Source organism: Chelativorans salis, from assembly GCF_025336525.1.
In the GTDB taxonomy this organism is placed as follows: domain Bacteria; phylum Pseudomonadota; class Alphaproteobacteria; order Rhizobiales; family Rhizobiaceae; genus Chelativorans; species Chelativorans salis.
In genome coordinates, this window is sequence record NZ_JAOCZP010000004.1 from 272,535 (window position 1) to 294,923 (window position 22,389).

A 22,389-nucleotide genomic window follows, 5' to 3' on the forward strand; every position below is an offset into this window, starting at 1 on the left:
TGACGGGGGGATTCCTATATGAGCCGACAGCGAGCCGACCGGACTCCCATGTTAGCTGTCCGCGCATTGCGTACGCGGCAGGCCGATGAGATTGATGTTTATTCGTTCTTCGTTCCTGGTGCTGACTTGCTGCGATTTGCCGAGATTAGCCGGATCCACCGGAACTCGGATGGCTCGCTGCATGGGTTTCAGCGCAAGCAGATCCGCAACCATGTCCGCTCTATCATTGAGTTTCTTGACCAAGGCTCTGTACTGTTTCCTAACGCAATCATTCTGGCGATCTCGCCACAAGTGGTCTTCACCCAAAGCCGGGGCAGCAAGCCCGAGGGTGACGTAGGCGCCTCCCAGGCCGGCACATTGCGTATTCCCATTCCGGCAGATGGAGCCAAGGCGGCCTGGATCGTAGATGGGCAGCAGCGATCAATCGCCCTAGCCGAGGCGAGGGATAAGAGTTTTCCAGTTCCGGTGGTTGCTTTCGTTTCGGAGGATCTGGCGGTCCATCGCGAGCAATTCATCTTGGTCAACAAAGCGCGTCCTTTGCCGCCGCGGTTGATCAACGAACTGTTGCCTGAGGTTGACACTCATCTGCCTCGCGATCTCGCGCCACGCCGGATTCCCAGTGCCATCGTCAACCTGCTTGCCACCGTTCCGGAATCTCCCTTTCGCGGGCTCATTAGCCGCATGTCAGATGAAAATGCGGGGGCGACTGTTGTTGTCGACACGGCCCTCGTCAGAGCGGTGCGCAACAGCATCAATAGCCCGCTAGGCGCGCTAGCGCCCTACAAGGCCTCTTCCTCGCAAGAGGCCGATTGCACCGCGATGATGCGCGTGTTGTTGGCCTTCTGGAGCGCTGTTGCAGACGTGTTTCCGGAAGCCTGGGGCAAGCCGCCGACGCAAAGTAGACTGATGCATTCAGCGGGGATCGAGGCAATGGGCTATCTGATGGATCGCGTAATGGCACGTGCAGCCACAGAGAGTGACATGCGTCGCCACGCCCTCGAAGCGTTGTCTAGGATCGCGCCATATTGCTGCTGGACCAGCGGGCGTTGGCCGGACATCGATCGCGACTGGAACGACATACAGAACGTTGGTCGAGACATCAGGCTCCTATCCGAGCAACTGGCACGCCTCGATCATGCATATTCGATGGCAAGGGTAGCGCAATGAAGTTTGTGTTCGCCGACAGTCTAGATTTTGTCGATCCGTCATATGATTTCATAGCCGATCGCAATGGCGTGGGTCGCACCATTCATCGCGACGATCAGTTCCCTCATGAATTCCTGGACGAAGCCCCATACGACGGCATCCTTGTCTCTCGTGGTATAGTTGGTGATGCCCTGATTCCTGGCAAGTACACTGAAGCGCAACTGATGCGATTCAGACGTGAGGGCGCGAGACGGTTTTTGCGGTTCCCTCGCGAGAAGTTCCCCGACAGCATGATGATGGGGGATTGCGGAGCATTTACGTACCGCAATATGCCTGAACCACCCTATCGTGCATCCGACACCGTGGAGTTCTATGGGGATGGGGGGTTCACGCATGGATGTTCTCCGGATCACCTCATCTTTGATTTTGATCAACCAGGCGAGGAGCGGTCGGAAAGTGAGGTTCCTGAAGAGATACGTTTGAGGTTCGAGATCACGCAACAAAACGCAGCGGAGTTTCTAATCGAGGCGAAAAGGCTCGGCCGTGGCTTCGTTCCCATGGGCGTCATTCAGGGCTGGTCCGGTCCGAGCATGGCGAAAGCGGCATCCAGCCTTGCCAAGATGGGTTACGACTATTTGGCTATCGGCGGCACCGTGCCGCTCAGAATTGAACAGATAAGGCGTGTACTGGCGGCAATCCGTGAGGTGCTGCCGTCAAACATCCGGTTGCATCTTCTGGGATTTGGCAAGATCGAACACTTGGCCGATCTGGAGCGATATGGGGTTACAAGCTTCGATACGACCTCTCCCTTGGTTCGCGCGTTCAAGGACGCGCGTAAGAATTATTGGATGCGCAACGCTGATGGAGAACTCTCCTACTATACAGCAATTCGCATTCCCCAGGCGATTGTGAACAACAAGCTCAAGAACAAGGCGCTTCAAGGTCGTATCAACCAAGAAGAAGTGCTCAAACTTGAGGCGGCGGCGCTTGATGGTGTCCGGCGACTGTCCCGCCACGAGGTTGATGTTGGGGACGCCCTGGACGCCGTTATGGCGTATTGGGACAAGCTTAATTGGGGCGAGGAGGCGTCTCCGTCGCGGCGAGCACTGGCACTCGAGCGGCAGCGGCGGATCTACGAGCGCACACTTGAGGATCGTCCGTGGGAGGCGTGTGATTGCCGCGTTTGCCGCGAAGGCGGTATCGAGGCATTGATCTTCAGAAATTCGAATCGGAACAAGAGGCGCGGTATGCACAATCTGCATGTTTTTCATCGGCATCTGCTGGATTTTCGGGCTGAGCCGGTATGAGTTCTTCCGGACTTCTCCACTATGACGTAGTTGTTCCGCGCCAGAGCGAAAGTCTGCCTGTGTTTACCTTCGCTGCGCGAGCGAAGGATGTAGAGCAGTTCGCCCGCATCGAGCGAGCTGGGCGAGACGATGCCGGAGCCTTGCGAGGTTTCCAGCGCCCCCAGATTGCCGGCCATATCCGGGAAATCCGTGATTATCTCGAAAAGCCAAATGCGATACTGCCCAATCCAATCATCGTGGCTTTCACGAATTCGGTAACGCTCGAGTCATCGAGCGACGGATCAGAGGGACCGTTTGGTCGATTGACAATTGATGTGTCAAACGGGGCTCCGGGATGGATCGTCGATGGTCAGCAGCGGTTTACGGCTCTGAACGAGCTGCATGGACGCGATTTTGAAATCTTGGTCTCAGGGTTTATCTGCGACTGTCTCGAAGAACTTCAAAAGCAGTTCATCCTCATCAACAATACGCGGCCACTGCCGAAGGCGCTGGTCTATGAATTGCTTCCGCAGGTTAGCGATTTGCCGCCGCGCATGTCGAACCGAAGTCAAGCGGCCCTGATGACGGAAGCGCTGAACTATCGAGAAGGCTCCGCCTTGCGCGGTATGATCCGCCAGCAAACAAATCCCAAGGGCATTATTCGCGATACTGTTCTACAGCGCGTCCTCATGAATTCGCTGAGCGATGGTGCGCTGCGCCTTTATGCGCGCGATGACCGTTTGCTTCTCGATCATGGTGTCGACCTCATCAGCGAATTTTTTCACGCAGTGAAGCATGTTTTTGCTGATGATTGGGAGAACAAGACGCCAAAGACTTCGCGGTTGGTACACGGCGCAGGCATTGTCGCGATGGGCTACGTCATGGAGACCCTGCATGTAACTACCGGAGCCGAAGACAGAGATGCATTCGCTCGAGGTTTGCTGCATCTGAAGGGCCGCACGGCCTGGAGTTCCGGCGAGTGGGTGTTTGGAAACGAGCGACGCCGCTGGAACGGGCTGCAAAACGTTCCGGCTGACGTCAGACAGTTGTCGCTGCACCTGGTGCAGGAACTTCGCCGCGCGATGCCCCGCAACGAGGAGGTGATCTAGGCGGTGTCCTACTCAGTGAAGGAAATTTTCTACACCTTGCAAGGCGAAGGCTGCAATGCTGGTCGTGCGGCAGTCTTTTGCCGGTTTGCGGGCTGTAACCTATGGTCGGGCCGCGAGGTTGATCGACCGAGGGCCATCTGTCGGTTCTGCGACACGGATTTCGTCGGTACCGATGGCGATGGGGGAGGCCGGTTTACCACCGCTCCAGAACTGGCCCGCGCAGTCGCAGAAAAATGGCTTCCAGTGAAAGGGCAACGACGCTTCGTGGTGCTAACTGGCGGCGAACCTTTGCTCCAACTGAATACCCAACTGATCGACGCTTTGCATGGCGAAGGGTTTGAGATCGCTGTGGAGACGAACGGTACACTTGCTCCGCCAGAGGGAATCGATTGGATTTGCGTCAGCCCAAAAGCGGGAGCGCCGCTGGAGCTTGTGTACGGCAATGAACTCAAGCTCGTGTTTCCGCAAGCGGGAGCCGAGCCTGAGCAGTTCGAGGCCCTGGCCTTCGACCATTTTCTGCTCCAGCCGATGGATGGTCCCGATGTTCTCCAGAACACGCAGGCCGCGGTGGCCTACTGCATGGAAAATCCGCAATGGCAACTCAGTCTTCAGACACACAAGCAGCTAGGAATCCGATGAAGATCACCCAGGCGTTCACTTTTGAGGCGGCTCATCGGCTGCCTAACGTCCCCGAGACGCATCGCTGCCACCGGATGCATGGACACTCATACAGGGTCGAGTTGCAGCTTGAAGGTCCCGTCAATTCAAACACAGGGTTTGTCGTAGACTTTTTCGACGTGGAGGCCGCTTTTGGCCCTCTGTTGGAACGGCTTGATCACCATTGTCTCAACGATATCGAAGGACTTGAGAACCCGACGGCGGAGAACATTGCCGTCTGGATTTGGGATCGGATCAAGCCGACTCTTCCTCAGACAAGTTCCTTGAAGGTTTTTGAGACGCCAGACTGTTGGGCAGAATATGAAGGCTGATCGGGAGGCGCGAATGAACGAAGGCGGTGCCATCGTCCTCTTTTCAGGCGGACAAGATTCAACCACCTGCCTAGCCTGGACCCTCGACCAGTTCGAACGCGTAGAGACCGTGGGTTTTGACTATGGCCAGCGCCATCGCGTCGAACTCGACGTACGTCCAGTGGTTTTGGAAGCAATCCGAAAGGATTTTCCGCAGTGGGCTGGCAAGCTCGGCTTTGACCATGTGATCGACCTTTCAGTACTCGGCCAGGTGAGCGAGACATCGCTGACGCGTGACGTCGAAATTGCGATGCAGGAAAACGGGCTGCCGAATACCTTCGTACCCGGCCGCAACCTGCTGTTCATGACATTTGCGGCGGTTGTCGCATACCGGCGCGGCGCCAAGCATATCGTTACTGGCGTGTGTGAGACCGATTTCTCCGGCTATCCGGATTGTCGTGACGACACGATGAAGGCTATGCAGCTGGCAATCAACCTCGGCATGGACAGCCGTTTCGTGGTCCACACGCCCCTGATGTGGATCGACAAGGCCGAAACCTGGCGCTTATCCCACCGCCTAGGTGGGCGCACTCTGGTCGATCTCATCCGTGAGGAGAGTCACACTTGCTATCAAGGTGAGCGTACAGTTCACGACTGGGGACGCGGATGTGGCCTGTGTCCCGCCTGCGATCTGCGCGCCCAAGGCTATCTGAGGTTCGTCGCCGATCCACATCTACAATCTCAAGCGAGCATCTGAAATGGCTGATGTAGACCGCATTCGCAGGTTGGAAGGCACCGTCTTCTTTTTGTGTTTCGCCGGATCGATCCCATTGTCGAACTGGCTCATCGGGAATGTAGGAACGACTTGCCTCCCTGACGGTCCATGCTTGATCCCAGTGGCGCCGGGACTGGAGGCGCCAAGCGGCGTTCTGACGGTAGGCCTTGCATTGACACTACGCGATCTTGTGCAGCGGCGACTTGGGCTCAACTGGTCAATTGTCGCAATTGCTCTTGGCGCATTTCTCTCCGCGACCTTTGCGCCTTCAGCGCTAGTCGTCGCGTCCACGGTTGCATTTCTGCTGTCCGAATTCGCGGACTTGGCAGTCTACACGCCGCTGCAGCGCCGACGATTCATTCGCGCTGTCATCTTAAGCAGCGTCGTGGGTCTCATTGTCGACAGTATGGTGTTCCTTTGGCTTGCTTTCGGCTCACTGGATTTCTTGGCTGGGCAGGTGGTGGGTAAGTCGTGGATGGTGCTGGCCGCTTTGCCAGTCTTGGCTTGGTTGCGGTCACGCGATCGTCGACTGGGGATTCAGCCCGCCTAAAGCTGAGAGATCTGCGCGCGACTTCTCGCGGTCTCATGCTACGCCGAAAGGGCAGAAGTTTCGAGTGGAGGCATCGACCGAGGCGGACATGGGCATGGTGACCGAGTGTGGTGGATCGGCCTTTCCCCCGGTATCGCATGTTGTACGCGCCCAAGCGCATCGTCATGCTCGGTGAGGCGCGAGCGGACCGGACTCGCTTCCCAACCAGCGTGTGATCGAGTTTGCGATCTACGGACTACACGACGGGAAGAGCCGGCGCTGAGTTCCTGCGAGCCAGGATGCTGCCTATCCGTGACCTTGCTTACCAAACAAATTGAGGAAGACCCTACTTTAGTGCCACGCGACACTTGCTTATCTGCCTGAAAGCCCACTGTTGCACTTGATGTTTCTTTGACGGCCGTGCCAGTTTCAATCCGCCAGAGGGATAGGGGGCGCTTCGATTTTGGCACGAGCACACGGTCAAGTGAATCAGGGCGGCGACTTGCAGCACGAACCGGGCTGGGTAGAAAGCTCGATCGCGCGATGTACCCGCGCATTGGCGTCGGCCACGAGAGCGGCGGACCGCCTTGCGCTGGTTCGCTCGTTGATTCGCTTAAGAGGTGGAAGGATCGACCTATCCGATCTTGATAGACCGCTCACGCTCGACGAGTTCGCTCTACTCTCGCGCTTTGGTCTTGCGCAAACCAATTCGGAACGTTCGCTGCGAATTATCGACGAAGAAGACGCACATGACCTCATTGGTCTGGGCGCCGCCTTCAAGTTTGACGCGGTTCCGCGGCAGGCCTACGAGCCTGCGACGCCCGATGGCGTCCTGCTGCGGCTGACCAATCATTCCCGCTATCGGACGGCGACGCAAAAGGCGGCGACGCGGGCGCTGCTGACTCAACCCCCGGGCTCGGGCCTATTGGTCAGTATGCCAACCGGATCAGGCAAAAGTCTCCTGTTTCAGATCGCCGCCAATTTCGAACGCGAGATCCATTCGGGCGCCTGCGCGATCGTTGTAACTCCGACGATCGCACTCGCATTGGACCATGAACGCACCTTGTCCGGAATGACGGGTCTCGAGCACAGCAAAGCGCTGACAGGAGATACGCCGCCCGCCGAAACAGAGGCAATCATCAACGACTTCCGGCGTGGACAGGTGCCCATTTTGCTTCTCTCTCCGGAGAAAGCACTTAACCCTTCTATCCTGCAATATCTGGTCGAGGCGGCCACCCCGCATTCGGTCGAATATGGACTAGACGCGCGCCTCACCCATATCTTCGTCGATGAAGCTCATATCATCGAGAGTTGGGGGCGCAGTTTTCGTCCCGATTTCCAACGGCTGCCTGCCCTGCTTGCACGACTAAGGATCGCTAACCCTGAAATCCGCGCGGTACTTCTGTCGGCAACTCTACCCGATAGTGCACGGAAGCTGTTGGAATACGGCTGGAAGCTTGATGGAGCCTGGCTCGAAGTTGATGCTAAGCTACCGCGCTTTGAGCATGACGTCGTCATTGCGCACTATGAATGGGAAAGCCAGCGCCGAGCTGCGCTCGACTATCTCGTAGACCGCGCGCCACGCCCATTGATCATTTATACGACGCAGATTGCCGACGCCGGTGTGCTCTACGCGCGCCTCAGGGATGCTGATCACGACTATGCGCGTGTAGCGCTGTTCACCGGCGACACCGGTTCGCGTGATCGCCGTCGCATCGTCGAGGACTGGGCGAAGGACCAGATCGACATTGTCGTTGCCACCTCAGCGTTCGGATTGGGCATAGACAAGGCCGATATCCGCTCTGTGATCCACGCTTGCCTGCCCGAAGGTCCCGCGCGCTGGTATCAGGAGATTGGCCGTGCCTCCCGCGACAATGGCCAAGGGTTCGCTGCCTGCTTGTTCGTTGAAGGCCCTGCCCTCAGCGACGTGAAACAGGCTTACAGCTTAGCAACCTCGGGATGGCTGACGCGCGAGCTCGCCGAGGAGCGCTGGGCGGGATTGCTGAAGGCCGCATCCAACCGGCGCTATGACGCCGAATATATGCAGATGACTCTCGACCTCGACGCTTTTCGCGAGGGGTTGCGACCGACCGCAGGCGACTGGAATCGCGGTTGGAACATGACTTTGCTGACACTCATGCAGCGGGCCGGTGTACTGCGTGTGCTGTCTATCCCATCAGAAGGCGATCAGCCCGACTTCTCGTGGAATATCGAGGTCCGTGATCCCCGCGCTCTGAACGGCGTCGACGACGATGTATGGCAGCGGATAAGTGATTTTCGCGATGCCGAACTTGCCGAAGCCCGGGCAGACCTGGACGCCTTCGTCGCGGTCATGCGCCATCCCGACCGGGCATGCGTTACGCGCACCGCTTTTGAGATCATCGAACCGCGGTCCTTCGCCCCACCTTGCGGGCGTTGCCCCGCCTGCCGCAAAAACAGCGTCAACCCGCCCATTCATCTGGTCGCGGCGGGGCTAGAAAAGTTCTGGCCCGACGCCTTGCCTCGACGCGGCCGCCTTCCCGCAGACGTGCTGCTGGTGACGCCGCTGGATGCTGATTTCGGGCGCGGTCTTCCCAGTCTGATCAAAACACTGACCCTGGTTGGTGTAGATCAGATTGTCGTGCCACACGGATGGGCGCCCAAAACCGCCGAGTCTATGGTACAATCAGGGACACGATTGGGATTCGTGCTCGACGAGCGGGAATGGGTAGGGGGTAATCAATTGGCTAATGTGACGACGGCAATACTCATGCCGGCGGATGCTTTACAAGCCCAGGCAATGCTCGATCGGATCGAAAATTGTCGCAGTAGCAGCAGCGTGCCGCTGCTGGTCGTTGCGCGACCCGAGCGCGTCTTGCGCGGCCGCCGACTCGATCAGACGATTTCGCGCTACGCTCCCTATGCTGAGGATCAGTTACTGGCGCTCGCGGGCGGTGAGGATGCTGGCAGATGACGCTGCTTTCCAGTCCGCAGGGAACGCCTGAACGCGTTTGGTCGTTGGTCGCCGGTCTGTCGGCCTTGGGCGGTACGTTGCAGCGGGCCACCTATGATGGTCTGCTCAATCCAGGCTTCGAGCGCGATGGCGATGAAGTGAAAGCGAAGGCGACCCTTGCGGCGGACGCGCACAATGCTGCCCTCAGCCTTAACCTTGTTGAGAGTAGCCGCGATCAGGTCACACTCTCTGTCAACGCGCCGCAAGATTTCATAGGCTTCGCCGATCTCGTGCATGACCGCCTCGTGGCGCTGGAGAGTGGCGATGCCGACACCACCATCCTCGAAGGCTTCGCCTGGATTGTTGCCGAAAGCGACCGGCAGGGCGGCCTTGAATGGATCTATCAGAGCGGACGTGACGAGTTTGCCGATAAGGCCAATGAAGGCCTCGTAGGCAAGGAAATGAACACTACCAAAGCGGTCGCGTGGCGTCGCTGGCTGACGTTTATGGGGCTCGGCATCACCCTGCCCCATGATCGTGCTGCACCAAATTTCCCGTCGCCCGCCGCGCGAATCGCGCGCGAACTGGGACGCTCGGGCTTTGTGGCTGCTACTAAGATGCCCGCCAAGGAATTCCTTGAACTGCTTACTCAACGAATGCCCTACCTTGATCAGGGCCGGCTGTTCGTACAGGCTTGTCAGCGCATCGGGTATGTGTCCACCAGCGGGCGTCTCTCGCCGCTTTTGAGCGCGGCGCTACGCGATCTTCATGATGACCATACCTTACAATTGGTGCCGAGTGGCGACGCCGCGGAGCGAGTGCGATTGAGTGAGGACAGCGCCCATACGATAGATACTTTTACAACCGTCATCCTTTTTCCCGGAGAGGCTGCATGAACGCACCAGTTGCCGCCTGTTGGCGTGCGGAGGATGCGCGCGCCATTTTCGTGACCGAAGCGCTCGAGGGCAATGACGCGATCTTCCTTGCCACTCACACGCCAATTGAAGGCTTCGATGTAGCCGGACGTGACGCCGGCGAATTCTCGGGACAGGACGAGCAGGCGATCCTTGAGGCACTAGGCGATCCGACGCGACAGCACGCATTCTGCGTCGTGCAAGGCGAGCCCGGTTCGGGCAAGTCGCATCTAATCCGATGGCTTTCGGTCAACTGGCCCCATACTGGTGATATCAAACTGCTGCTCCGGCGTGCGGACGGTAGCCTTGAAGGCGCGATCCGGCAGTTGCGCGACCGTCTGCCAAGTGAGTTCGCGCCACTGTTCGACAATCTCGGCCAGCGCCAGAAAGCGACTCTGCGAGGGCGCGCCAACATTTTCCTGAGCACTCTCGCCAATACGCTTGAACCTGGCCACTTCGATACGCCACTTCCGGACGAAGGCTGGTGCAAGCAATTTGCACCTGCTGAATTGCTCGCGCACCCAGCAATCCGGACCGGCTGGAATGCGCCGTCACGCATTCTCAATCTACTGGAGGGCGCGGGCGGCGAACGAAATTCTGCGACAGCGTCGTTCGACCTATTTGACATTCAAGAACTGGGTGATCTCTGCCGGCCGATACTTGGGGACGCATCGATCCCGCGTTGCCGAGATCTAGCGCGCCGGCTTGCGCGTGAGTCCGACACGATCCAAGCGTTCCGTGACCAGCAGTGGCTCCCCGATGAGCTTGCCGAAGAGCATCGTGACCAGTTTCCTAATAGCCTGTCGCTGATCAAGACGCTGAACCTACGACGTAATGACGCGATCCAGAATGTGCTCGGCGTATCGGCGCAGAGCCTGAAGACTCTATTCCGGCAGGTCCGCGAGGCGCTCGCCGAGCGCGGCCAGCGCCTGGTGTTGCTGCTCGAGGACATTACCAGTTGGGAGGGCCTCGACGACAGCCTGATCGATGTTCTGGTGTTCAACGCCTCGGCGCGGGGCGAGGCGAGCGAGAAGCCGGTTTGCCCGTTGATCTCGGTAGTTGGCGTAACGCCGGCCTATTACGACAAGCTTCAAGGCAATTATCGCCAGCGCATTACTCATGAGGTGCAACTCGGCCACGCTACGGATGGCCTGCAGGATGTGGCAACGCTGCGCGAAATTGGGACGCGCCGTCAATTTGCCGTGCGCTATCTGGCTGCAGTCCGCGCCGGACCCGCCGCACTCAACGGTTGGCTCGGCGAAGTGCGGGAGGGGCGAGAGATCGAACCGCCCAATCGGTGCAACACTTGCCCGCGTCAGGAAAGCTGCTTCGAGATTTTCGGTGACGAAGGGGGTATCGGTCTCTTCCCATTCACTGAGCACGCCTTCGACCGATTCTTTGATGCGCTCAAAGAGAACGACAATGGCCAGACGTGGAAAACGCCGCGTGGCATCCTCCAGGCAATTCTAAATCCCCATTTGCTACAACCGGACAGCCTGGCGGCCGGCAGCTATCCGGGAAGCTTCATCGAATCCGATGCCTTCCGCGCCGATCGGCGCTCCGACCTTGCGCTAGTGCCTCGGCTAGAGCAGATCATCGACAATAAGATCGAGGCGCCGGCAGAGCGTGCACGCATGCGGCGCGTGCTCACCTACTGGGCCAATCCCAACCGGACGGATACCGAATCGGTCAACGGGGATCTGACGTTCGCGGGCACACGGCGCGCAGTCTATGAGGCGTTCGGGTTGCCGTGGATTGGCGGAAACGCGGCGGGCGGCAATACTCAAGCTATCGCGGCACCGGTCATCATCGCGCAACCCATCATTGATCCCGCGGTAGAAGCGGAGGCCGATGAGGAGACGCCAGTTACACCGGCTATCGCGGTCCGGCCGGACATCCCTGCGCGGGCCCCACGGCCGATCGTCAGTGCGCCCAAGCCCAAAAGGTTGATGCCAACCAAGAGCGAACTCGACCAACTGCGTGAGCAGATCCGCAGTTGGACGGCCAGCGGCAACATTGAGAACGGCAATAGGTGGAATGAGATCCTCTATTTAATCACTGAGCAGATCGATCCGCGCGCCATTGGCGTGACGCCGCCGCTGTTCAGAAAGTTCGTTACGCGCGAGATGGTGAAGCTCCAAGGCACGACAACGCGTTCACTCGCCTATTTCATCCTTCCTGCTGAGGCTTGGGTTCGCACCGGCCTCGAGGCGTTCGTCTCGCTCAGACAAGACACCAGCATGAAGCTGGACGATGTTGAATATAACCGGCGTACCCTCGCGACGATGATGAGGCGGCTAGAGAAGAGCGTTGCGGCTTTTCTCGATGGGAAGATCCCCCGGCTTGCCGACGGCCAGCGCTGGTCGCCCGCCGTGTCCTTTACCCAGGTCCTGCTTGCGCGCGCCTATCTGCGCGGCGCCACCCATTTCGAGGCACCTATCCCTGAGCAAATGCGCGCGGTGCTGAGCGATGAGGGTTCGTCGGAGTCAGACTTCAGCGCCCGGAGCGTGCCATGGCAAGAATGGCTGACCGCGACCAAAGGCTTCCATGAGCGCCTGCGCGTTGAACTGCGTGCGATGGTCAGCCTTCACTTGGCCGACAGCAGCGTCGGAACTGGTGGTGCGGCGCTTGTCGACGCGAGCGAGATCGCCGGCGCGATTATGCGGTTCAGCGGAAGCGGCAAGTTCGATCCCGTTCCCAGCGAAAGTGGCGGGCTCCCGGACCTATACGTCAAGGCATGCGAACTCGCGCAATATTGGACCGAGAAGCGCCTTCAGATCGAGCGCACCGAGTTCAACCAGATCAAGGGACGCAGCGAAAGTCTCTCCGGCCTCTTACGCGGCAAGGATGTCGCAACGCATCTCGCACGGCTCGACCACTGCATATCGGGAATCGCCGAACAACTTCCGAACGCCGCGACCGACAAGGTGCAGGCCTGGAAACAAGCGCAGGCGCGGTTGAAGCTGAAGCTCGAGGATGGTGCGGGAGCGCGAGTCGAGGATCTCATCGTTGCGCTTGAGGAAGAGGAGCTCCCGGCAAATTTGCTGAAGCGTTTGGTGTGGCTTGCACGCCAACCGGCGCGCGATCTTGAGGACATACTGACTGTCGCCCAGACCGGAGAGCGCGCCGTCGAAGAGTTGCGTAACCACGCCCGCGACTGCGTGCGGGAGGCGGGCGGCAGTGGCTCGCTCGACGATGTAAAGCAAGTCGGCCGAGCCTTGCAGTTGGCTGTCGCCAAACCCTCGGCACCCGGGGGGGCCGCATGAGCGACGCGCTTATCGAAGCCGAGGCGCTGCTTGAGCAGCTTCCCGATGCGGTTTCACGTCGCACACTTGGCGAGCGGCTTGGGAAGGCGATCCAGGAATTAAGCAATGCCAGCCACCAAATGCAGCGGATGACCGCCTTAATTAAGACGGCAGAACTCATCGACTTCGGCAAACAGCCGCATCAGTCTGAGACGCTCGACGAGATGATCGATTGTGCACAGATGGTCGGCAAGGCGCTGGAGAAAGCGGAAGACGCTGAGGCGCTGCGCGAGGCAGTGTTCGAATATTCCAACGATCTCAAGCAAGCGGTCGCCACGCTTGAACGTTCGATTCGCGAGAATTTACGAACGTTTGGAAATGAGCGGTTCCAGCCCCTCATTGGTTTGGGCGAGTTGCTAACCTCGATGAATGTGTCCAACGATCTCGGGAGCCGGCTGATCGCTTGCGGTAACCAGGGCATGTCTGTGTCGAACGCCAGTTCGGCACCGCAACTTCACGCGGAGATCACGGCGGTGCTTGGCGACTATGACCTGCTGCATGCCGAGCGGGCGAGGGTAATTGGCGAGGATGAGGTAGGTGATTTCATCAACGCGCTCGCCGACAAGCGCGCCACGCTCGCGATGGTGACGCCAAAGGTCCGCGAATGGCTGACCGACCATGACGTTCTCGACCGTCTCGGGATCACGATACGCTAGCAAGAAAGCGCTGCAACAGCGAACGGCTGACGCTTGCCTCGGCAAGGCTGTCGCTCATAAGGTCGCTCGGTTGGTGCACGCAACTCCTGCACCCATCGGCGCAAAGCGGCGCCGCCAAGCGAAAAACCTGCTCGGCAAGCCGAGCCGCAGGCGTCAGCGAACCTTCAGCGTTGGGATCCAGAGCGTCATAGGCATCGAAGAGACGCCGCAGCACCGGCGCGGTGCCCGCCCCAGCGGCATGAACCGCTGCCGCCGCGAGTTCCCATCCAAGCACCGGCTGATCCGTGTCGCCGAAAGCGCGTACGCGAACATCCTCAATCTCTGCAGCGATATCATAGAGCGCGAACGGCTCGGCTTCGATGGCCTCCTGTGCAAAAAGGACGCGAACCACCACGGGCGGAAGGCTCTCGGCTTCCGGCGCAAGTTCAGCGGCGATGGCAGCGAGCGCGGTGGCGTCGCGGGGATCCGCTTGGCGCCAGGCTTCATGACGCTCCGGCATCGACCAGAAGCGGCGCACCAGACTGTCTTCGTCGGCATTGGGACAGGTGCCAAGATAGCCCGCGCCTATCAGCGCATCGAGTGAGTGCCAGTTGTCGACGACACCACGCACCGTGCCATCGCCGTGAGCGCCAGCCTCGCAGATGGTAATACTGCTTTCGGCATCGGCGCCGAACTGCAACGGTAGTTTGACATGGGCGAGCAACTGCCGTTCGTCGCCCTGACCGACCTGCGTCACCAGAAACTTTAGCCGCAGAGTAAGGCTGTGAAGGATCACCGATATGAAATAGGCGCGCAGGGCTTCGGGGTCGCGCACTTCCCTGACCGCTTCGCTAAAAATAGCGTGAAAGGCGTCGACGCCGAGCATGTCGGCAGCACGCTCTACTCTTGCAGCAGTCATCAATGGGTGTTGGCTCAGCAGTTGCTCCCGCACAGTCTGGAACAATGTCTTGAGCGCGGCCGGCGACCAGAACCGGGCAAGCCTCCGCAGTAGCGGCGCGAAGGTTGTGTGTGCGGCGGCCGCGGCGATGATGTCCGCACCGAGCCGGGCGTCATGGCCGGCGATTCCGATCGCACGACTGCGGCTTTCAATGAGGTAGCGAAGGAACTGCGCCTCGTGCCAAGGTAGCCGACCCTCGCCTTCGGCAAATTCGGTGATAGTTTGGTCGACGCAGCGCTCAAGTGTTTGACGGTCGATGGTGAAGCGTAACCCCTCGGTGGTAACCTGATAGCCATGCAGCAGTGGGCGTTCGGTTTCGGGATCGATGAAAATCTGCGAGAGGCTGAGCGGGTCGACGCCGCGGCGATCGAAACGGAGCTCCGCGTCGGCACCCCAGAAGACGCGCGCGACATTGAGCCCTGAGTCCGCTCCGGCAATGTCGTCACCAGTGAACGCACTGACGCCGGCTATGCCGGGCACGGAGGCCCCGGCAATCTCTCGACCGCGCGTAGGTTCGGCTGTAACCAGCAGGAAGCCGCGCAGACTAGCGCTACTGTCGTGGCGCAGTGGAATACTGTGCGGGTCGAGCGGGACGATTGAGGAATTTCGGTCCGATGCGCAGCCAACCTCCGCGGCCCAATGCGCGCCGGCCATCCAGCCCATCCGCTCGAGAGTGGCGACAATCGGCCGGCACAAGTCGCTGTGCAGGCCGGCGAGTGTGTCCCGGACATCAACCGGCAGTTCGGCGAGCAGTGCTTCGCTGTCGGATCGAAGTGGCTGGCGTTCAGCCTGGCCATAATCGGCAGTCGTCAGCCAAGGCGCGCGGCCATGAACCGGCGGGCACCAATGAACGATCGACGAATTGTAGCGGCGGGTGGCGTTCCCGGGCGCGATGGCGGCAAGCGCCAACCCGATATCCTCGCCCCTACCGCCCACCACATTTGGGCCTTCGACCGTCAGTGCCGGCAGGTTGATAGTGTCGAAAAGGAGGTCCGGCGCCCAACGCAGCCCGCGGCGGAGTTCATTTAGATAGCGGGCGCTCAAGGTCGGTTGTGCGGCTATCGCCGCCGCCCAGAAGCTTTGAGCATCGCCGACGCCGAACTCGGCCCAAATGCCGCGCCCAAGCACAGCTTCTACCAGCGCGCCGGCCCCGTCCAGCATCTCGCGTGTCGGTGCGGTGCCGGGGTTGAGATGTCCGCCGCGCGCGACGCTACGTGCAAGGCCGTCGAGCAGAGTGGTGAGCGCTTGGCCGCGACGAACGAAATAATTGTCGGGGTTGAGCGGAATGCGAAAACCCGCCGGCGAGATCATCTCCGCCGGCCGACGAAAGTACCAGCTGTCGCGCGGAGAATAGATGGAAAGCGTAACGGCCGTGGTCGGCCGATCGTCAACCCCGCGTCCGCCCCGACCCTTGCGCTGGATGAAGCTCGCCAAATTCTGCGGCGCATAGTGCTGGTAGACGAAGGTGATGTCGGGATCGTCATAGCCAACCTCGAGCGAGGAGGTCGCAAAGACAATGTCAGAACCTTTAACTACCGCTTCGGCATCGCTGCTGGTCCCCGAATAGATTGGCGTGTGCGCGACCCTAAGCGGCGTGGCCGGCACACGCCGCCCGTCCGCACCGCACTGGCGCTGATCATTGGCAGCGAACCACCAGCATTCTCCGTCAGCGAAGCGGTCGCAGCCGATTGGCTCCCTGCAGCATTGGGTCTGCGGTTGCCCATTCGCATCGTCACCATAATCGGAGATGCGCAGGGACGCGAGTTCCTTGCCTTCCTCGGCATCGACGTAGGCACCGTGCAGCCGCCGCATCTTGTCAATTGAATCGAAGAAGACAAGGCCGCGGTAACCACCTTCGGTCCCGGTCCGACGCCGCATACCATGGCCGATGCACATGAGGCTCTGGATGGTGGTCGATGCGCCGGCGATGTCGGCGCCGCGAGACTCCACTTCGGGCTGGATGAAGTAGAAGACCTCGCGACCACGCGGATTCGGGTCAAGCTCCGCCGCCTCGGGTCGGATGGTGCGAACCGTGTCACGGCCGATAAGCCGCCCCCAGGCCTCTGCCGGGTCCGAAATCGTCGCGCTCATGCCGATCGCGACCATCGGCCGAGTGTCGCGTCCGCTCGTCTCGGCGCGGCCGGCAAGCCGGCGGAGGGCCATGCCGACCTGTGCGCCGTGAATATGGGTGTAGAGATGGATTTCGTCAGCGAGCATCGCGCGCGGCGGCGAGAAACGTGGATCGTCGCCGAACAGCGCGCCATAGCGCGGATCGTGCAGCCATTGATGGAGGCTGTCGGTCGTCGGAAGGAACAGCGAAGGCGGACGCGTGCGTAGTAGCGCCTTTGAGCCAATCCAGCCGTCATAGCGCCAGTCGCCGGTGGTACAGACCAGCGCGTCGACGCCATGATGACCATCGCCGACGCGCAGATGAAGACCGCGACCGCAGGTGGGACAGGCGAAGAAGGGAAATTCGAAGCTATTTGATCCGGCCGGGCGCCAGGCTTCGCGATAGCGCTCGTGCATCTCCTCGAAGCTGTCAGGGACATCCGAGACCTGAAGACCTAGGGTCAGGAGCGGCAGGTTGGGGATGCTGGCCGAGGCGGCGAGATAGCCGGCGAGTCGCTGGGCCTGATTGGCAGCCAGGCGAATACGCGGATAGGCGAGGATCGCGCGGACGCCGGCAATACCTTCGAGCGCGTCGCCCAGCGCCCCTGCAATGAGCGGCAGCACCGCGGCTTCGGTCTTGCCGGATCCGGTGTCGGCTGAGATCGCGAGGCTGGGACTACCCTCCCCGCGCCATGCCTCAAGCCCCTCGAGCAAGCCCTTGCGCTGAAAGTCGGCAAGCGCCGCGCCCTCGCCCCACTGCCCAGCGAGGGCGCGATAGAGGCCTTCGAGCGCTTTCGCCTGAGACGGCGTCGAAGCCGCTATGGCCTCGTCGAACACCGGGCGCAGCGGCCGGTTCCGGACCGGCTTGTTGCGGTCGCGCAACTCGACCTTGAGGTTGCGTACCAGATATGGCCGATCGGCGGCATCATCGATCTTGAAGCGCTGCTTGACATGGCGCAATTCGCGGGCGATCTCAGCAATGCGGCTCCTCACCCGGGCATCCTCAGCCAACATCACATGGCCATTGGTCTCGAGGCGCGAGAGGGCACCGAGTGTATCCTCGGGGGAACGCTGCGCATCGCGCGCGAGCGTTATCGTCGAGGTCCAGGAATCGAATATGCCGAAGTTGATGCGCGCGGCCTCGATATCCTCGAGTCGGTTGAGCAGCCGATAATCCTCGTCGGCCAAGGGCGGCAACGGCTCGTCAGCAATGCTCTCCTCGACCTCGGCCGCTGTGATGGTCATGGCGATCGTCATGGCGCCGCCGGCTGCTCCCAAGGTCAGAAGCCCTTCGGCCTGAAGCGCCTGGACGACGGAGAGCAGGACATCCTCGCCACGCTCGGACATCCAGGCGAAGCGGTCGCGCGCTTGGTCGTAGAAGCAATATTTGCCCGAACGGGCTTCGCGGATGACTGTCGCGATCCGCGCGCGCACTGTGTCGATGTCCGTCGCATAAACCCGCCGCGGCACTTCGAATGGCTTTGCCTGCCAAAAGAGTCCGAAGCGGCTCTCGCGCTCGACAAGCGAGATCCAGCCGAGGAGATGCAGGACTCGGGCGTCGGCGAAGGGCTCGGCGGCAAGCGCCATTGCCTTGCGGACTTGGCTGAGCGTCGCGGTGCCATAGGCGTTGCTGGCCGCGACGCGGCGAATGGCCGAGAGCAGTCCTTCTAGCGCCGGCGTCATTTCGGGGAGCGCCTGCTCGGTCTCTGTGTCGGGAGTCAGGTCAAGCGCGAGGATGTCGCCGTCGAAGCCTCGCGCGCGGACCTGAGTCCGGATGCGGCGGCCCGCCGGACCATCAAGAACGGTCTCGGCGACCAGATCGCAGGAGTAGACGAATTCGCGCAGTAACTCAGCCTTGTCCATCGTCTCCTGCTCACCCGGCGCGGCTTCGAGCAGACGGCGGCTGATGATCAGCACAAGTTTGGTGCGCGCACGGGTCGAGGCGACGTTCAGCCGCTCGGGCGAGAAGATGAACTCGGCTTCGGCGAGCGCGAATTCGGGATCGGCGACGCAATAGGACAATATGACGGCGTCGCGTTCGTTGCCTTGGATGCGGTCGACAGTCTCGATGAACGCATCAGGTTTGAGAGCCGCCGGCATGAGCCCGCGAATGGCCGCGTTCTGCGCGCGGTGGGGGCTCACCACCGCAGCGATCTCGGACCAGAATTCCACCGGGGGCACCGGGCCGTTGGGAGTTTCGACGCGTTCGGCCAATTCTACGGTGAGTTTGGCGGCGAGATTTGCCTCGAACGGGTTGGAGGTGGCGGCGGCGGGGCCATCATGGACCAGCACGACGATCGGCAGGGCGGGATCGAGCGCAATACGAGAAACGAGGTCGAGCCCATCACGCCAGTGGGTGTGCAACGCGAGCCGAGCGTCGGGTGCTGCCGACACATAGCGGCCGGGATAGAACTTGCGCTCGGGAAACTTCGCGAGCGGCGCGTTGAGCCGGAAAGTCTCCTCGAGCGGGAATTCGGCGGCCTGAGCGGATTTCAGGAAGGCATAGAGCGATCCGCCCATCTCGCGATCGTCGATACGCGTCGAGCGCATCGCGCGGACCGGCGGGAGTTGCTGGTCGTCCCCTGAAACGACGATACGGCAAGCGGGCGCCATTCCGGCGAGCGCCATCAGCCCTTGGCCCAGCACCATCTGCGACGCCTCGTCAATGCAGACGAGGTCGAACAAAGGCGCGGTAGGGCCGTCGACCGCGGGGAGCACGCCCGACGCGATCAAGCGGTAGAGCGACCAGATGGTCGCGCCGATGGCGGTCCGGCCGCTCGCGATTTCCTGGGCGACGTCCGCCTCTTCGCCACGCCCGAGAAGTTGCACGCCGGCGGCCACGCCGCCGCTCGGCGGCGCGCCATAGAAGATCGGGTCGGGCGCCGATGGGTCGTGGAGCGCCTGGCGCCTGGCTACCGCATCGAGGACATTGCCCACGGCACTTTTGGTGAAGGCCGTGACCAGAGTGCGTGCGGGACGCTGACGCGCCGTGCGTAAAGCACCAAAGCCGGTGATGAGCCAGGATAGGAGATGGGTCTTGCCGGTGCCGGGCGGCCCCAAGACCAGCCCGACACGGTGGTCAGCAAGGCCGCGCCAGGCCGCCTCTTGCGCGAGGCGCAAACTGCGGTCTCCTGTCCGAGCGATCGAGGGGTTGGCGAAGGTGTCGAGGCCCTCGACCCAGAGGTCGCGGTCGGCGGCGGTCGCGGAAAAGGCCGAGGGATCGCGCAGGAAGTGCAAAATATCGTCGCGCGTCGTCATGGCTGCACCTGCCCGCCAAGGAAGGTGAGGAAGGCGTCGGCCTTCGACGAATTGAAATCGACAAAACTCTGATCGAGCCACCAACCGTCCTGGCCGGCGCGCCGTTTGACCTCCTGAAAAACCTGGCCGTTGAAAATGGGCCGGAACATGCGCAGCCGCAGGAAATTGGGCGGGTCCCCGTTCCACGGATCCGTGAGATCGCATCGCAAGCTCGACCAGAGCCTGGGCTCGAGCACGAGGTCCGGTTCGCCGTCGCTGAGGATGAGGCCGAAGGCGCCGGAGGAGAGGTCTGCATCTTCGGCTTCGCGCGGGATCGAAAAAAGCAGATAAGCGTAACGGCCCTTCTCGCTCACATTGATTAGTCGCATCGGGCCGATCGCGCGCCCGGCGTCGCGGCGCACGCGCGACGGGCGGGCGAGTTGGATCATGGTGTCAAGGAGGCCGGCGCGATTCTCGAGCAATTCGAACGCGCGCAGCAGGTCGAGGTCTCCGGCATCAAGCGGATTGAAACTCGCCTGCAAACGGAAGGGCTGCTTGTTGAGGCGTAGCATGGGAGGCTCGCCGGCGGTAATGCGGCGCTGGTGCTCGGCACGCAGCCACTCGGCGATCGCTTGGGTCGCGTCGAGCCGCGCGCTCACATCCGCGCGAATAGCGTCGGCATCGGGCCCGGTGCTCCGCCCTTCGCGCAAATTCCGGCTGACATCGAGCGCGAGCAGAGATGAGAAAGGGCGCTCGAAAGCGGTCGTCGGAGCGTAGCTATGTGCGACGAGCCCCGCACGACGGAGCGCCGCTGAGACCTGGCGCAGATCATAGGACACGGTGACCGGTAGCGAAAGCAATTGCTCGACGACGCTGCGCAAGGCGGTCGCCGGCAAATGTTGCATGCCGCGAAACTCGGGTTCGGGCACGACCTCCTCGGGCGGGAACAGGCGTACCATGTGGAGCAGGCCTGTGCGCACACGCGGATCCTCGAGATGGCGCTTCACAGCATCTTGTAGCGCCAGCGCCTCGGTCGCCTCATAGAGGAATATATGGGCATAGAGGCTGGCGGGATCGCCGGGATCGCCGATAGCTTCATTGTGCGCGTCGATCGCTTCTAGGTCGCGCACAAGCCGGCCAAAAACCGATACCAGAGCATTGGCTTCTTCGCGCCGGTCGGAGCTCGGCAATATCTCAATATGCTCGCGCACCCCACTCGCGTCGACATAACGGTAGCCGAGCGTTACAAGCGTGTCATCGACCGGGTCGCTGTCGGCAACGAGATAGATAGCTGCGTCGGCGCGCGGCGGCATCAGGAAGCTATGCGGCTCTGGCCCCGGCTGCACGCTGTCGTCGCGCAACGCCCGCGCGCGGCTCACGAGTTGATCGGCGCGGCGTGACAGCGACCAGCCGGCGCCATCGATGCGACCAACGCCCGACCCGAGTTGAGCGAGCCCTGCGACAGTACCGGCGCCTATCGAGAGCAGCGTGCGCTTTGCCTCATGGCTGAGGCCCGCGACCGCCGAGACGTCGCGCAATCGGGCCGGCCGGGCCGGGCCTACGGCATCGAAACAATGTGGAAGATAGGCACATTGCTCGCACTTGAAATAAACATGGAAGAAGGTGTCGTCGCGGCCCGATGCCACGGTCTTGCCGGCGATCGCGGGAAGCGTCGTGCGGCAGAAATCCTCTACCAGGCGAAGATAGGGCTTGAGCGCGAAGGCCTCGACCGCGCAAGCGTCGCCCTCGGCGTCGCCATCGTCGGGAATTCGCCAGATCTCCCCCATCGCCTCGACCATACCGACTACGCCGAGTTCGGCTAGCATCGAGCGCAGCAGCAACACGTAGAAGGCGACCTGTGTCTTGTGGAAGGCGCGCGCTGCTCGCGTCGCTTTGATGTCGATGACCGTGAAATGCAATCCCGTCGAACGGACTTCACGCCGGATAAGATCGGCGAAGCTCCGGCGCAAATTGATGTCGGCGCCGTGCATGAATTCGGGTTGGACGCGGGGACGGAGATTGACTTGCGCGGCATAATCGGCCGAGCCCTGACCCTTGAGAAAAGCGATCGCATGGCGCTCGAGCAGACCATCGTCACCATGGGCCGGACGAAGCACGCTGTTTTCGCGAGCGAGGCGGGCGATTATGCGCTGCTCATATTCGACCCCGAGTGTCGCCCAGGGCTGTTCGCGCTGATCCTTAGCGACGGGAACCGCAGCAAGTTCGCTCGGATCCATGATCTCGTAGCGCGTCTTGCGCTCGCAGCGATACTGAAACCAAGATTTGATTGTTGAGCCACTCAGGCCTGAAGCCACGATCCCCCCGCTCGCCGGTACTCCCGGCCTTTTGTTGCGCCGCGTGGCTTGCCACGAAGCTGGTCCAGCCCTTGAGGCGCAGGTCGCAGGCGGGACATCTACCGCAACCATAACCCCATTCATGCAGCGTGCCCATGTTCACCCAGATAGCAAGTGTGAGTGTGCAACATC

At 61.1% G+C, this 22,389-nt stretch carries 13 protein-coding genes; 11 read left to right on the forward strand and 2 right to left on the reverse strand.

Translation table 11 applies throughout. The features are described 5' to 3' along the window. The first annotated feature begins 18 nt into the window (after window positions 1-18). The 11 genes from dbpB (N5A92_RS15065) (at window position 19) to N5A92_RS15115 (ending at window position 13,620) form a co-directional block, all read left to right on the forward strand. Entirely contained in the window at window positions 19-1,167 is a 1,149-nt protein-coding gene (dbpB, locus tag N5A92_RS15065) for a DGQHR domain-containing protein DpdB (protein ID WP_260904204.1), read from the forward strand. Further along, window positions 1,164-2,453, forward strand: coding sequence for a tRNA-guanine transglycosylase DpdA (gene dpdA, locus N5A92_RS15070; protein ID WP_260904206.1), 1,290 nt, complete (start codon window positions 1,164-1,166; stop codon window positions 2,451-2,453). The genes dbpB (N5A92_RS15065) and dpdA overlap by 4 nt, the downstream gene beginning before the upstream one ends. After that, a complete protein-coding gene (gene dbpB / locus N5A92_RS15075; protein WP_260904207.1) occupies window positions 2,450-3,541 on the forward strand; it encodes a DGQHR domain-containing protein DpdB in 1,092 nt (363 codons plus the stop codon). Before dpdA ends, dbpB (N5A92_RS15075) begins: the two co-directional genes overlap by 4 nt. Window positions 3,542-3,544: 3 nt before the next feature. Continuing rightward, window positions 3,545-4,180, forward strand: a complete 636-nt coding sequence (queE, locus tag N5A92_RS15080; protein WP_260904208.1) for a 7-carboxy-7-deazaguanine synthase — start codon at window positions 3,545-3,547, stop codon at window positions 4,178-4,180. Continuing rightward, entirely contained in the window at window positions 4,177-4,530 is a 354-nt protein-coding gene (gene queD, locus N5A92_RS15085; protein ID WP_260904212.1) for a 6-carboxytetrahydropterin synthase QueD, read from the forward strand. The genes queE and queD overlap by 4 nt, the downstream gene beginning before the upstream one ends. Beyond that, window positions 4,520-5,266: a 7-cyano-7-deazaguanine synthase QueC gene (queC, locus tag N5A92_RS15090; RefSeq protein WP_425248588.1), complete on the forward strand. Its 747-nt coding sequence runs from the start codon at window positions 4,520-4,522 to the stop codon at window positions 5,264-5,266. The genes queD and queC overlap by 11 nt, the downstream gene beginning before the upstream one ends. 1 nt (window position 5,267) lies before the next feature. Beyond that, the gene (locus N5A92_RS15095; protein WP_260904217.1) at window positions 5,268-5,834 is read left to right on the forward strand and encodes a VUT family protein; all 567 of its coding nucleotides are present in this window, start codon (window positions 5,268-5,270) and stop codon (window positions 5,832-5,834) included. A gap of 463 nt (window positions 5,835-6,297) precedes the next feature. Further along, entirely contained in the window at window positions 6,298-8,766 is a 2,469-nt protein-coding gene (locus tag N5A92_RS15100; protein ID WP_260904219.1) for a DEAD/DEAH box helicase, read from the forward strand. After that, entirely contained in the window at window positions 8,763-9,641 is an 879-nt protein-coding gene (locus tag N5A92_RS15105) for a hypothetical protein (RefSeq protein ID WP_260904220.1), read from the forward strand. The genes N5A92_RS15100 and N5A92_RS15105 overlap by 4 nt, the downstream gene beginning before the upstream one ends. After that, window positions 9,638-12,925 carry a hypothetical protein gene (locus N5A92_RS15110; RefSeq protein WP_260904222.1) on the forward strand — a complete coding sequence of 1,096 codons (3,288 nt, stop codon included), beginning with the start codon at window positions 9,638-9,640 and terminating at the stop codon, window positions 12,923-12,925. The genes N5A92_RS15105 and N5A92_RS15110 overlap by 4 nt, the downstream gene beginning before the upstream one ends. Then, window positions 12,922-13,620, forward strand: coding sequence for a hypothetical protein (locus N5A92_RS15115; protein WP_260904223.1), 699 nt, complete (start codon window positions 12,922-12,924; stop codon window positions 13,618-13,620). The genes N5A92_RS15110 and N5A92_RS15115 overlap by 4 nt, the downstream gene beginning before the upstream one ends. Here N5A92_RS15115 and N5A92_RS15120 read toward each other — a convergent pair. Beyond that, window positions 13,607-19,924 (reverse strand): AAA domain-containing protein, encoded by a 6,318-nt coding sequence (locus N5A92_RS15120; RefSeq protein ID WP_260904224.1) that lies wholly within the window; start codon window positions 19,922-19,924, stop codon window positions 13,607-13,609. The two genes, N5A92_RS15115 and N5A92_RS15120, sit on opposite strands and share 14 nt — an antisense overlap. After that, window positions 19,921-22,140, reverse strand: a complete 2,220-nt coding sequence (locus N5A92_RS15125; RefSeq protein ID WP_260904225.1) for a hypothetical protein — start codon at window positions 22,138-22,140, stop codon at window positions 19,921-19,923. Before N5A92_RS15125 ends, N5A92_RS15120 begins: the two co-directional genes overlap by 4 nt. Window positions 22,141-22,389: the final 249 nt, after the last annotated feature.